The organism is Endozoicomonas sp. ALC020, from assembly GCF_049275935.1.
GTDB lineage: Bacteria > Pseudomonadota > Gammaproteobacteria > Pseudomonadales > Endozoicomonadaceae > Endozoicomonas_A.
Map to the genome: position 1 here is coordinate 4278465 of NZ_CP184830.1, position 13800 is coordinate 4292264.

At 48.6% G+C, this 13800-nt stretch carries 12 protein-coding genes; 9 read left to right on the top strand and 3 right to left on the bottom strand.

Annotated elements, in window-relative coordinates; all coding sequences use genetic code 11:
* Positions 1 to 1362 precede the first annotated feature (1362 nt).
* The gene (gene hutI, locus ACOJUO_RS16225; RefSeq protein WP_422137501.1) at positions 1363 to 2604 is read right to left on the bottom strand and encodes an imidazolonepropionase; all 1242 of its coding nucleotides are present in this window, start codon (positions 2602 to 2604) and stop codon (positions 1363 to 1365) included.
* A 280-nt stretch (positions 2605 to 2884) separates the two neighbouring features.
* Here hutI and putP point away from each other — a divergent pair, with 280 nt between their 5' ends.
* Positions 2885 to 4414: a sodium/proline symporter PutP gene (gene putP, locus ACOJUO_RS16230; protein ID WP_422137502.1), complete on the top strand. Its 1530-nt coding sequence runs from the start codon at positions 2885 to 2887 to the stop codon at positions 4412 to 4414.
* Between the two features lie 96 nt (positions 4415 to 4510).
* Positions 4511 to 4738: a hypothetical protein gene (locus ACOJUO_RS16235; protein ID WP_422137503.1), complete on the top strand. Its 228-nt coding sequence runs from the start codon at positions 4511 to 4513 to the stop codon at positions 4736 to 4738.
* Positions 4739 to 4868: 130 nt separating this feature from the next.
* Here ACOJUO_RS16235 and ACOJUO_RS16240 read toward each other — a convergent pair whose 3' ends face one another.
* Complete coding sequence (locus ACOJUO_RS16240; RefSeq protein ID WP_422137504.1) at positions 4869 to 5201, bottom strand: hypothetical protein; 333 nt, start codon at positions 5199 to 5201, stop codon at positions 4869 to 4871.
* A 286-nt stretch (positions 5202 to 5487) separates the two neighbouring features.
* The gene (locus ACOJUO_RS16245) at positions 5488 to 5622 is read right to left on the bottom strand and encodes a hypothetical protein (protein ID WP_422137505.1); all 135 of its coding nucleotides are present in this window, start codon (positions 5620 to 5622) and stop codon (positions 5488 to 5490) included.
* Between the two features lie 146 nt (positions 5623 to 5768).
* On the opposite strand from ACOJUO_RS16245, the gene ACOJUO_RS16250 reads away from it, so the two are divergent.
* The 7 genes from ACOJUO_RS16250 (at position 5769) to alaE (ending at position 13680) form a co-directional block, all read left to right on the top strand.
* A complete protein-coding gene (locus tag ACOJUO_RS16250; protein WP_422137506.1) occupies positions 5769 to 7187 on the top strand; it encodes an isochorismate synthase in 1419 nt (472 codons plus the stop codon).
* Positions 7162 to 8904 (top strand): 2-succinyl-5-enolpyruvyl-6-hydroxy-3-cyclohexene-1-carboxylic-acid synthase, encoded by a 1743-nt coding sequence (gene menD / locus ACOJUO_RS16255; RefSeq protein ID WP_422137507.1) that lies wholly within the window; start codon positions 7162 to 7164, stop codon positions 8902 to 8904. The genes ACOJUO_RS16250 and menD overlap by 26 nt, the downstream gene beginning before the upstream one ends.
* Positions 8901 to 9728, top strand: coding sequence for a 2-succinyl-6-hydroxy-2,4-cyclohexadiene-1-carboxylate synthase (menH, locus tag ACOJUO_RS16260; RefSeq protein ID WP_422137508.1), 828 nt, complete (start codon positions 8901 to 8903; stop codon positions 9726 to 9728). Before menD ends, menH begins: the two co-directional genes overlap by 4 nt.
* A 12-nt stretch (positions 9729 to 9740) precedes the next feature.
* A complete protein-coding gene (menC, locus tag ACOJUO_RS16265) occupies positions 9741 to 10775 on the top strand; it encodes an o-succinylbenzoate synthase (RefSeq protein ID WP_422137509.1) in 1035 nt (344 codons plus the stop codon).
* Positions 10751 to 12157: an o-succinylbenzoate--CoA ligase gene (menE, locus tag ACOJUO_RS16270; RefSeq protein ID WP_422137510.1), complete on the top strand. Its 1407-nt coding sequence runs from the start codon at positions 10751 to 10753 to the stop codon at positions 12155 to 12157. Before menC ends, menE begins: the two co-directional genes overlap by 25 nt.
* Positions 12158 to 12240: 83 nt before the next feature.
* A complete protein-coding gene (thpR, locus tag ACOJUO_RS16275; RefSeq protein WP_422133052.1) occupies positions 12241 to 12828 on the top strand; it encodes an RNA 2',3'-cyclic phosphodiesterase in 588 nt (195 codons plus the stop codon).
* 420 nt (positions 12829 to 13248) lie between these two features.
* The gene (gene alaE, locus ACOJUO_RS16280) at positions 13249 to 13680 is read left to right on the top strand and encodes an L-alanine exporter AlaE (protein ID WP_422133053.1); all 432 of its coding nucleotides are present in this window, start codon (positions 13249 to 13251) and stop codon (positions 13678 to 13680) included.
* The last annotated feature ends 120 nt before the right edge of the window (positions 13681 to 13800 follow it).

The window sequence follows — 13800 nt, forward strand, 5'->3', positions numbered from 1 at the left end:
TTCTAGCAGGGTGTAGTTATTATTAACACGGGATTACATTAGGCATTTAAGTTTATTTATGAAATAAAAAAATCTTTCAGAGCCGGTAAGGCAAACGACAAATTAAAAGTGTATAGGATACAAGTTAGCTTGCATTAAGTTATGATGGATTTGATCTTTTTGCTATAGGCAGGGCTTGCAACATACTTGTTTTCATTTGATAATTAACTGTTCATTGTTTCACGAAGAACTAATTGATTGATAAATTTAAAAGAAAGGCTACCGCCCGTCCAATTTTTTTCCGGATTTTTCAGTTGATCATCTTTAGGTGCAAGACATCACCCTCTCACATACAGTGAGGCAATAAACGACAAACAACACAAAAATGCAGAAAAACGTCTTTCTTTGGCAATAGACAAACAATACAGCCCGAGTAAGCAAAGCTCACTTTCAAGCATGCAGGATTATAAAAACACTAGTCTCTATAAGTCTTAACGATATAGAACGGTCAACTTGATGCTCTTCGACTGAATGGCTTGGAGAAACAGTCTAGCAAAGCTTTTTATGTAAGGTGTCGATTTTTTTTACAAGTTGACCTCATAATTTGCTAAAACAGGTCCCCAGTCTTTTATCTCTAATGCCCTGGTAAATGCTATCTTGCCAATAGCAACTAACTCTCGCTAAAAGGCAATAACTGTATAATCTCCGGTTGTCCCTGTCAGAGCTGATGATTACTACCGAAAAGTATCGGGATATATCAGTGATATTCCCAACAAGTCCTGATTCAGATGTCATTTTAATTACGGACAGATGTCGTTCGAATTTGAGCTCTACGAGTAGCTTTTCTCGTATTAGTTTGAACGGGATTGCATATGATACCCACAGTGCGTTAACCAGAAAGTGATTTTTTGCCCGTGCAATATCGACATCAATCCAGACCGGGATAAATTTTTCCTGACTTTACGTAGGCGAGCCACGGCGTAAGCTTTCTTTTGGCTCAAGAATCTTACTTTCCGGGCATTCGTATCGAGTCAGCCGATGAACAGTCCAGACGGTCAGCACATAGTTGTCTTTTTGGCAGGTGGATTTACACTCAGTGTGAGATTTTTCAGTAATGAATCTATTGGTTGGTATAGCTATTCACTAGCAGCCTGTCGGACTTAAGCGTCCGTAGCGAGGATTGCAAGAAATTGAGGATAAAAATCTCTGTTTCTGAGGAGAATAGCGAGCTATTTGACGAAGAAACAGGGATTTTTAGACCAATTTATTGCAACCGCAGTAGGACAGTCTTAAGTCCGACAGGCTGCTAGGGTCATAATCTTTCTGCTCGGCTTCCTTCAGTTCCACAAAATTGTGAGTGGGAACTCTCCCTGTTTGAGTCCATCAGTCACTAACATCAGTAATCACCCCATCAACAACCCGCTGCCGCAAAGGACAGTGCCCCAGTTGGTAAGCCAGTTCATTGGGATGATCAATATCCCACAGGCAGAAGTCTGCCACTTTATCCTCTTCGAGGCTGCCATAGTGGTCGGCAATACCCAGCGCACGAGCAGCATTAACAGTGACCCCTGCCAGAGCTTCTGCGGGTGTGAGTTCAAAAAAGATACATCCCATATTCATCATCATTCTTATTGAGGCCAGTGGCGACGTCCCTGGGTTGGTATCTGTGGCAAGAGCGATCGGGACTTGATATTGCCTTAGCAGTTCCACGGGGGGGACAGTCTGAGAACGCATGAAGTAGTAAGACCCGGGAAGCAGTACCGCAATAGATCCGGATTCGGCCATATCGGCAATACCCTGCTCAGAGATATGTTGCAGGTGATCGCAGGAGAGTGCATTCATTTGTGCTGCCAGAGAAGCTCCCCCATTTTCTTTGAACTGTTCGGTATGGCATTTTGTCGGCAGGCCGTGGTCTATAGCTGCCTGAAAAATTCTGGCTCTGTGGGTCATGGTGAAGGCAACATTTTCACAATTTACATCCACGGCTTCTGCGAGTTTTTTTTCAGCTAATTCCGGGATGAGTTGTTGGCAGATCATGTCGACGTATTCATCGGTTCTGCCCGCATACTCCGGAGGCAATGCATTGGCAACCAGCAAGGTATTGATAATTTTTACAGAATGGCGATTGCGCAGCTCTTTGGCCACTTCCAGCATCTTGATTTCATCTGTCAGGTTCAGGCCATAGCCTGATTTGATCTCGATCAGTGTAACGCCTTCAGTGGTTAATGCCTTGATGCGGGGCAGAGCCGATTTGATCAGTTGCTCTTTGGAGCGCACCCGGGTGGCCCTGGCAGTGGCAAGAATGCCACCGCCCTGGGCGGCAATCTGCTCATAGGGCACGCCTTTCAGTCTCAGTTCAAATTCCTGAGCTCTATGGCCGCCGAAAACCAGGTGCGTATGGCAGTCTATGAGGCCGGGTGTCAGCCAGCCATTATGACCATCGATCACGTCATAGGGCAGTCGCGTAGCGGTAACCTCGGACATGGATTCGATGCGTGCGATTTTTCCACTGTGAATACCCAGGGCACAATGGTGTTTCAAGCCATAAGGATCTGATACGGCAGGATCAAAAGTCGCCAGATTGACGTTAATCCAGACTCGGTCGCAGTCTTTAAGTTGGATCATGGGGTGCATTGCCATGGGTTGAACTCAGGACAGTTGGCTCCAGACAGAAGCCAGTATCAAGATGCCGGCAGTTCATAAAGACTGGATATGGGAGATAAGGATAGCCAGATAATCTTAATTCGAAAGGAAATCTGAGTTAAGTAGGTGGTTAAGGTTGGTGAGTTGGGAAAAATAGTCGATTAATCCATCTGACTATAAAAAATGTCTGAATATTACCGAAGATTCATAAATGAACTACCTTGATTAAAAAAAAACACCAACAACAATCATGGAATTAATTATGCCCGAAGGAAACCTGCAGATAATCCTGACCTTTCTGGTTTATTTTACCGTGATGCTGGGGGTCGGCTACATCGCCTGGCAGAGAACGCTCAGTTCGGCAGATTATTTTCTTGGGGGCCGCTCGCTGGGTCCATGGTCTGCAGCCCTCAGCGCGGGGGCGTCGGATATGAGTGGCTGGTTGTTGCTGGGATTGCCGGGCTATGCTTTTGCCGCAGGTCTGGAAGCATTTTGGTTGGCTGCAGGCTTGTTGGGGGGGACCTGGCTGAACTGGTTGATCGTTGCCCGACGCTTGAGAGTATACAGCGTAGTTGCCGATGACTCACTGACCTTACCGGAATATTTCGCCAGTCGTTTTGAAGATCGTAAAGGGTTTCTGCAACCTGTATCGGCAGCCTTCATCCTTGTTTTCTTCCTGTTTTACACCAGCTCTGGTCTGGTGGCCGGGGGCAAGCTTTTTGAATCTGTTTTTGGCATTGATTATGAGTGGGCAGTAGTCATTGGAATGTTGTCGGTGATCTCTTACACCCTGTTTGGAGGTTTTCTGGCGGTTTGCTGGACGGATCTGATTCAGGGTTTGCTCATGGCAGCCGCTTTGCTGATTGTGCCCATTGCAGCATTGGAGGTCAGTGGCGGGGTGGATCAGGTGTTTGTGGAAATCGGTGCGCTGAATCCGGAGCTTCTGAACCTTTTTACAACCAGTGAAGGTCAGGCGCTTTCACTCATTACCATTGTTTCTTTACTGGGTTGGGGGTTGGGTTATTTTGGTCAACCTCATATCCTGGCCCGATTTAAGGCGGTGCAATCTTCAGACCAGCTGACTTTGGCCAGAAGAATTGCTGTGAGCTGGACCGGCATTTGTATGCTGGGCGCCTTAATGGTGGGTCTGGCGGGTATTGTTTATACTCAGCGGTCCGGTATTCAGCTGGATGATCCGGAAGCCATCTTTATGTTGATGGTGAATACACTGTTTCATCCGGTGATTGCTGGCATCTTACTGGCAGCCATTCTGGCGGCTATCATGAGCACTGCCGATTCTCAGTTGCTGGTCTGTTCTACGGCTTTTGCTGAAGACTTTTATCGGGATCTTTTCAAAGTTGGCGCCGATGCCCGGGAAGTTTTGCTGGTGGGTCGACTGGCGGTTGTAGGCATTGCGGTGATTGCCACCTGGTTGGCGATGAATCCCGACAGCAGTGTTCTTGCAATGGTGTCTTATGCCTGGGCTGGCCTGGGGGCGGCATTCGGTCCGGCCCTGCTGCTGTCTCTTTACTGGAAAAGAATGACCGGGTTGGGAGCCTTGGCGGGTGTCGTTACTGGTGCTGTCACCGTGCTGATATGGAAACCGTTAACCGGTGGCCTGTTCGATCTTTATGAGATAATACCAGGGTTCGTGATTTCTATGGTGGCTTGTATTTTGTTCAGCTTTCTGGGGCGTCAGCCCTCGAGGAATATGGTAGATCGTTTTGAAAAAGTGGCGAGCAGGACTCGTTCTGTTTCCCGTGTTGATGATGAAGAACCTTCATTGTCTTAACTGCTGCTTTGCAGTACGCAGAATTGATCCATCGGGTATAGAGTAAGAGGTGTCTTTTTCCATTAACAAATCCTGAGTTCACAGAGGGAGGATGCCATGAAACAATTGCAAGTGGCTGTCAAAAAGCGTCATCAGCAGAGTGATGAGATTGATCCTCATGATGCCGAGTTGAAACAAACCCTGGAGCGACTGAAGAAGAAAGGGTTGAACCCCATGCAGATGTGTCACAAGTTGATTGAGCATGAAGAACCTGCTCCCAAAGATCGGGTCTGGAGTTATGATCTGGTGGTAGCGGAGTGCAAGCGGCTGAAAGTTTCATACTGAGCGTTGGATTGAAAAAATGCCAGGGCTTTCAGCGTGGCACCAAAAAGAGATCAGTGCGGTGCCACAGTCTTGTGTAAGGTGTTTTTTAACTTCGGCAGCTGTGATAACAGAGGTTGTGAAGGTCTGGGCGTTAAACTTTCCCGGTTTTCAGCAACTGCTGAAACTTCAACTTTTTCTCTTGGGCGCTGAGTTGAGGGGTTTGAAGGTCGGTTTGAGGAACCAGCGGGCCCAAGTCCAGGCTGGCAGATTCGCTTTCTGGTGCAGGTGAGTCACCTTCTTGCTGAAGCAGATGATTATCCATCACATCCAGAGCTTCCAGAAGACCGGGATAGGCCTCGTCGGATTCATCGAGATCCTGTAGTTTGTTTGAGATGTTATCTCGAATTTGTCGTATACGTTCAACAGAAACCTTATCTTGATTTTCTTCCAGCCATCTTTTGGCAGATTCGCCATTGGTTGCCATACTCGATCCAGTTCCAGAGTATTTATGTCGGGTTCTATAATATCATTTTCATTCGGCTTTTGGTTATGCTTTTGTTGAGGCTTTCGATGGAGGTATGCATTCCCACGCAGAGTGAGGGTCTCGTAAAACTCCAACAGATCGTTCCCATGCTCTGAGGTCGTCATTCCCGCGAAGGAGACTGTCGCAAAACTCTGGTTCCCATGCTCCAGCGTGGGAACGAGTTGTTAAGGAAGTCGTCATTCCCGCGAAAGCGGGAATCCAGCCCCAACAGTGGGACTCCGCCTTCTCAGGGATGACAAGGCCAGGGGGGCACCGGGCAGGATGGTTCTGGTGGTGAGTCAGTGTGGATTCCCGCCTTCGCGGGAATGACGAGAATGAAGTCGGGAATGACGAGAATGAAGTCGGGAATGACGGGAGTCAACTCGTTCCCTCGCTGGAGAGGGTTTTGCGACACCCGCCTTCGCGGGAATGACGAGAGCATGATACTTCGGTAAATACCATCCTGAAGGGATTGATTCTGATACGTACAATTAACATCCGAATTTGGCCTTAGCGCCTGGGAGTAGGATGTTGATAGAAGAAGTCCGAAGTCAGGTAGCAGAGCTGACTGAGAGGCTGAGGCAGCTTCGGCTGTCCGGTGCACCGGAGCAGACTCTGGTACGCATAGAACAGCCCCTTCCCATGATTAATTTATTCAACTGGCTGTCAGGTCAGACACTACCGGGAAAAAGCTACTGGCAGGATCGCGAAAGTGACTACAAGGTAGCGGGTCTTGGCAAAGCCTGGCGGTTTAAAGTCAAAGATCAGGCTGAGGTGAACACTTGCTTTCAACAGGTGAACGCAATGTTGGATAAAACAACGCGTTGCCTCGGATACCTGTCTTTTTCGGACAGTCAGAAGATGATCTGGCCTGAATTTGGGTATGGCGAATTTTTTTTTCCGGTGATCGAAGTGGTTCAGACCCGAAAAGGCTGTTCTTTGGCCTGTCATCTGCCGGGGCATGATGAGCTGTTATGGGGCACCAGTATTGAGAGAGCCCTGGGCTATCTTGCACAAGTCAACTGGGCACTTGAAGAAGTAGGTACTCACTATTTATTGGGAGACCCGGAATTCATACCCGATCAGGCACACTGGACTTCTTTGATTGGGCATGCCCTTGAGGGTTTCGAGTCAGGAGCCTTGCAAAAAGTGGTGCTTTCCAGAGAGGTACAATTGAGCCTTCTGGAAGGTCAGCTGAACCCCTGGATGCTACTCTATCACTGGCAATTGGCGAACCCGAGATCTTACGTTTTTGCTTTTGAATCCGATCAGGGTTCACTTTTCTTTGGTTGCTCTCCGGAGCGTTTGTTTCGCCGGGTTGATCGCGTTGTTCAGACTGAAGCCCTGGCAGGGACGACCCGGCGGGGCAGCAGTCGCCATGAAGATTTCAAACTTGAGTTGTGTCTGCTCAATGACTCTAAGAACGTTCATGAGAATCGTCTCGTGCTGGATGATATCCGCAGGCGTCTGGAATCCATCTGCTGTGATCTGGAATTTGACCGCAGTCATTCTGTGGTCAAACTAAAAACGATTCAGCATCTAAGGCAGGTAATAAGGGGCGTGCTCAAAGACGAAGTCAGTGACAGTCAGCTTCTTTCTCTCTTGCATCCTACGCCTGCGGTGGGTGGTGAACCCAGGGAGATGGCAAGACACTTCATTGAAGAACGTGAAGTCTACAGCAGAGGACTCTACGCCGGAGCTTGCGGTGTGCTCGGTAAAAAGCGCAGTGAGTTCACGGTATCGATTCGCAGTGCTTTGCTGGAAGAGAAACGGCTCAGGGTGTTTTCAGGTGCCGGGATAGTCAATGGCTCAGATGCTCAGGATGAGTGGCACGAGCTGGATAGCAAGATCGGAACCCTTCTGTCACTGCTGGACCCTGAAGCCCCTGTGCTGGATGCATCTAACCAAATTGGAAGATCTAATGACCTTTCCCACCAGACATCCTAGCCTGAATTTTCTCTGGTCAGCACTGATTCTGGAAGAGCTCAGCCGGTTGGGTGTGGAGCAGGTATGTATTGCACCAGGCTCCCGCTCTGCGCCACTGACGCTGGTGGCAGCAGAATACAGTCAGTTTGAAAAGCATGTCCATTTTGACGAACGCGGTTTGGGTTTCTTTGCTCTGGGACTGGCTAAAAGTACGCGGAAACCCGTTGCAGTGATCACAACTTCCGGGACAGCGGTTGCAAACCTTTATCCAGCCATCATAGAAGCCAGGCAGTCTGGTGTTCCTCTGGTTATAGTCACGGCTGATCGACCTCCCGAGCTTATTGACTGCGGTGCCAATCAGGCCATTGAGCAGCAGGATATTTATGCCGGTTATCCCGGAGCTGTTCTTAAGTTGCCAACAGCTGATGAGAATATTCCCCCCAGCTGGCTATTAACCAGTATTGACCAGGCCTTTGCCCGTTCCTGCCAGCAGGGGCTTCCCATGCATATCAACTGCATGTTTCGGGAGCCTTTGTATCCGGAAGGCAAGGCCCATGATTTTTCAGGTTATCTGAGTCGACTGTCGTTCTGGTGCTCAGCCAGATCGCCTCACACTGTCTACGACACTGGGATGAATATATCACTCAACAAAAGTCCTGTTGCCTGGTCAGATTTTTCGACGGGCAAAGGTTTGATCGTAGCGGGCCGTATTAATGAGCAAGAGTCTGCCGAAACGGTTGCAGGGTTGGCCCGGGCATTGGGCTGGCCTCTTCTGGCCGACATTCAATCTCAGCTTTATGGCCATTCGTTGGCTGTTTCCCATCCTGATCTGCTTCTGGCCAGCAAAGCCGGAAAAGCGCTGTTGAGTCAGGCTGATCGTATTCTTCAGGTGGGTGCTCATCTGGTTTCAAAGAGACTGGATAAGTTCATTTCTTCCGGTGACTGGCAGCATTTCTGGATGGTTGGCCAGGCATTTCGCCGAATGGATACCGGTCACTGCCAGACCTATCGACTGGTCGGGCCTGTTGCAGACTGCTGTCGTATGTTGACTGAACTTTCTGATACCCAGGGCTCTGATCCATTATGGGGAGGTCAGATCGAACAGTTATCGCAATCGGTTCATACTCTGGTAGCCAGGCTGGACTCGGCCCCGGGGTCATTGACTGAACGTTGGCTGGGGGCGTATCTGACCAAACTGTTGTCTGACGACAGCTGTCTTTTTGTTGGAAGCAGTTTGCCCATTCGACTATTGGATATGTTCTCCCTTGCTCCGGCCGGGCAGGTATATGCTAACCGTGGTGCCAGTGGTATTGATGGATTGGTGGCAACGGCAGCAGGTTGTGCTGCGGGCGAAAAGAAATTTATGGTGGCTGTCGTCGGTGATCTATCATTTCTCCACGATTTAAATTCCCTGCAATTACTGAGGCAGTTGAATTCACCCTTTGCTCTGTTGGTCATCAATAATGATGGCGGTGGTATTTTCAACCTGTTGCCGGTTGAGGATCGACCCGAAGCCGCGCAGAAATATTTTGTCAGCCCTCATGGCTTGAATGCCCGTCAGGCCGCGGAAATGTTTGGATTGCCCTACCATCAGCCGGACAGTCGAGAGACGCTGGCAGCTTTGCTGAAACAAGTGAGGCAAAAGCCGGGTGCATCAGTCATTGAAGTGATGACGCGACCCGGTCAGGCTGCTGAGCAGATAAAGCAGGCGCTGAGCCAGCTGGAGATGTTGTCATGAACGCAACCAACCTTGCTTATCGAACCTGGGGTATCCGTGAAGGTGTGCCGCTGGTTTTGTTGCATGGTTTTCTCGGAGACTCCGGGGACTGGGAGGAGTTCGCCAGACACCTGGAAACTGATCTGTATCTGATAGCCGTTGATTTACCCGGGCATGGCAAAAGTCGTGATGTCAAAGTCAGTCAGGATAATGCTTTTGAAGCGTTCAGCGATCTGCTGCTGGGAACGCTTTATCAATTGGGACTCGATCATTACAGTGTGTTGGGCTATTCACTGGGCGGGCGACTGGCCATGAGCCACCTTGCTCAGGCAGGAGAGGCTATTGACCGGCTGCTGCTGGAGTCGTCCCATCCTGGTTTGGAAGACAACGCTGAGCGTCAGGCTCGCTGGAAGAATGATCAGGATTGGGCGGAGCAGTTTCGCAATGAGCCACTCAATGAAGTTTTGCAGCGCTGGTATCACCAGCCAGTCTTTGCGGACCTGAACAGTCGCGAGCGGGAGCGACTAATGCGGCATCGTTGTTCAAGTCATCAAATTGAAGGCTTATCTCCCGACAAAGCCGGTACGAATGGGGAATCTCTGGCATGGGCACTGGAAGCGTTCAGCCTGTCCCGGCAGCCAGAGTTCTGCGGGGTGCTCAATCGTTCTTCAGAAGCGTCACATTATTTTTGTGGCGAACGTGACCTGAAATTTCAGGACGTCGCTCATCGTCTACTTGAGATGGGGTGTGTTCATAGTGTTCATGAGATTAAAGAAGCAGGCCATAACATCCACCGGGAGCAGCCAGAAGCTATGGCCGCAGTTACAAGGCAGCTACTTTTGTGATCTGAGTTCATTATGACACTTGCTCTCTTTCAGTCCTGCAACCTATATCGATATCGACAACCACTGAGCAAGCCTCTTTCGTTAAAAACGATGACACTGACAATCCGTGAAGGGCTCATTCTTGAGATGGTCGATCAGAATGGGCAGGTGCATTACGGCGAAGCTTCGCCACTACCAGGTTTTAGCCGGGAAACTGACTTTGAAGCTCAGGAGCAGCTGAAAGAAGCGGCAGAATACTATTTTTCCCGGGGGGTGATTGATCAGAGTCTTCTATATCCGTCGGTTGCTTTTGCCATCGAGAGCATTCAGTTCAGTCTCGGCAAAGAGCATTGGAGTCAAGAGAGGGTCTCTGAATCACCCTTGCTAATGGGAGCCGATGCATTGACGCTCAAACGTCTGGATGACTGGTCCGGGAGCTGGCCCGATGAGTTCAAGTTAAAGGTCGGGGGCAATAGCATTGGGCAGGATGTGGATGCGGTTAATCAAATTCTTGATCGGATTCCGGACGATGTAAAACTGAGGTTGGATGCCAATCAACGGTGGTCTTTCGATGAGGCTTTAGAGTTTGCCGGGCAGGTGCCAGCCTGCAGAGTCAGCTACATCGAAGAACCTACACAGTATTATGAAGAATTTCCGCAATTATTCCAAAAAACCGGTGTCGGGTACGCGCTGGACGAAACATTGCAGGAGTCGGCACTCGGCACGATGCTGCCGGAAATGAATAGACTCAGAGCTGAAGACGGACTCAGGGCTGTCGTATTAAAACCAACCCTGGTGGGTGGTGTGTCCAGATGTTTGACTCTGGCTGACTGGGCCAGGGAAAAAAAGGCCAGAGTCGTTTTCAGCTCATCCTTCGAAAGTACTTTGGGGTTGACTCTGATCGAGCAACTCAGTCTGCAGTGTGACCCGATGGAAAGTCCTGGCCTTGATACGCTCTCTGCTTTTCAGAACCCCGGATTTTGCCGGTTGCCTGAGTACGGTCGACGAATGTCTTTAGATTTACTCAATGCCATGGAGAATGTATGGAGTTATCGTTCTGCCCTCTGAGAGACTGGACACTCAAAGATCCTCAAAGGGTCGCTGCCAGAGTGAATGGTCAGCCTGTATCCCGGGCTGAGCTGGACGCAAAGGCAGAAACACTCCTTGATGCATTTTATAGTCAGGGTGTCAGGAGAGACGATCGGATTCTGGTACCGATAACCTGTGCATGGGATGCGGTCATAATGATCATAGCCTGCCTGAGAGGCCGGTGGGTCTTTTGCCCGGTCAATCCGCAAATGCCGGACGTGCAGAAGAGGCAGTATTGCCAGAAGATCGGTGCCCAGTGGACCCTTCATGAAGGGTTTGGAGCAATAACGGGCCTGGAATGGCCCAGCTTCTCTGACCAGCCTGAAGCAGCGGATTCCCGTTTGGTCATCGAGCCAGAAGCTCTGTTTGATCTGATTGCTACGTCAGGCACTACCGGTGTGCCCAAAGCCGTCAGTCATACTTTCTCCAATCATGTTTACAGTGCCAAAGGCTCTCAATCCTGTACGCCTCTGACAGAGCATGACGGCTGGCTGTTGTCTCTGCCACTGTTCCATGTTGGCGGCTTTGGCATTGTGGTTCGTTGCCTGCTCGCAGGTGCCGAGATAGTGATAGATACGCAAAAAATGTCATTAGAGCAATTGCTGTTGGAATACAGAATCACCCATGTATCTCTGGTCAATACCCAGTTGCGCAGACTGTTGGTAAGAGGAGCCGATCTGCTGGATAACAGTAAGCTGAAATACATTCTTTTGGGTGGAGGGTTTGCGTCTCCTGAACTGGTATCTCAGGTTCAGGAGAAAGGTATTAATATTCTAACCACTTATGGTATGACAGAGATGAGTGCCCAGGTTTGTACCGGAACCCCGAAATTTACCCGCTCGGGAGTAACCTCAGGTGAGCCTCTACCTTATCGGGAGCTGCAAATCGTTGCTTCCGGAGAGATTCTGGTCAGAGGCAAAACCTTATCTGCGGGCTATTTTGACGACGGCAGAATTATTCCGATTGTCGATGAGCGAGGTTGGTATCACACAGGCGACATTGGTCGGTATTCCGGTGATCAAATAATGGTTATTGGTCGCATAGATAATATGTTGATTTCTGGCGGGGAGAACATCCATCCGGAGGAAATTGAAAAGGCCTTGCTCAGCATTGACGACATCATTATGGCGGTTGTGGTATCTGTAAGCGATGATGATTATGGGCAGAGGCCTTTTGCATTTGTGCAAACCGAGTCGGGCTCTCTGAATGAGGTATTTACAAAACAAAAGCTTGCAGGCATCATTAGCCGATTCAAGATTCCTGATATGATTCGCTTGCTCCCGGCTGAGCAGATACCCACCGGTCTCAAGCCCAATCGTCAAACCCTGAAAGCATTAGCTGACAGGCTAGCAGATCCTTAATCGTATTTTAACTGATTATCGTCGCTATCTGACCCGGACCAAGGCATAATGCTGGCAAATAGCGGTGATAATTGAAGTGTCTGATGAAAACAAAAGATCAAAAAAACATCCGTGCATTCATCGCTGTCAGGATTCCGCTGGAGCTTGCAGCGATACTGCACAAAAAAGCGCGCCACCGCGCCGGTGATGTGCTTCAGCACAAACTTCGCTGGATGGTGCCTCAGCAGCAGCACATAACACTGCGCTTTCTGGGTGAATGTGGCGAACAGAGTCTTGAGCAGTTTTCCAGTTATATCGAAGATGCCCTGGCAAATGTGCACGGATTCGACTGTATGACCGGGTGTTTCGAATTTTTCCCTGATGCACACAGACCCCGGGCACTGGCCTTGAATATACATTCAGGCCAGCAGTTGAATGCGTTGTCCCGAATTTGCGAAGAAGGCGCTCTTATGTGCGGAATGCGTCGTGAAATGCGCAACTTCCGACCCCATGTCACACTGGCTCGTTTCAAGCAGCATCATCATGTGACTCACAGCCATTTTTTCAATATGCCCAGTTACCGCATGACGGTTAATGAAGCGGTATTGATGAAGAGCGAAACCACGGCTGAAGGTACTCAATACTCGGTACTGAAAGAATTCCCTCTATTGCCCCTGGCTAAGTCAGCCTGACACTGAACTCCACAAGTCCAAAGGAAATTGAAACCCTGCACTTTCGTTGAAAGGTGGGGTTTTTTGCTATCTGGTCCAGTCTCGCTGTATGCCTTGATTAAAAACTCACCAGAAATTTGAAATTCGATTAAGAAGTTAATTTTTTCGTTAGTAAGACTTTTGGTTCTGATGGGCCAGGTTGGCTTATTATTTTGTTAAATGATTTATTAACCAAAATATATCTTGTTTTTATATAATAAAACAAAGTTTTTCACTGTTGTAAATTGTTCTTGTCAGGTATAAATTATGCCGCGTCAAACAGGTGTCTTAACCGCTCGAAACCAAGCGGCCTGTGTCTGACAACCTATTAATTTTTTTCAGACTTTTTCTGATGTGACTTACGTCAGAGGTTTTCTATTGTCTGCATTCAGGGGGAGTGATATGTCAATTAAACGCGAAACACTGGCAGATACATTTGCCCTGATCAGTTTTGGATTGGTTGTTGGATTACTGGTTGAGATTCTGGTGGCCGGGCTGACTATTGAACAATCCCTGCAGTCTCGTTTGATGAGTATTCCGGTTAATATGCTGGTTGCCCGTCCTTACGGAATCTATCGTGACTGGATAATGAGTTACAGCCATATCTTCAAATCAAGAAAAGTTGGAGATACTGTTCTTGATATAGTGGCGTTTGTCTCTTTCCAGATTCCGGTTTATGTTGTTCTGGTTGCTGCCACAGGTGCAACAATGGAACAGATTATTACTGCCTGTCTGGGTCAGACCGGTGCTTTAATGCTGATGGCTCGTCCTTACGGTGTTTACATGCAGATTTGTCGTAACAGATTTGTATCAGGGGGTATGAGAACCGCTTAATAATATTTTTCATATTAGTACTTAGCTATATAAGTAATCACCGAAATTATGCCGTTTTAATAGCTGTCATTAATTAATGAGGCTTCCTATTTTCTAACTATCTGGTTATAGTCCCCTCCA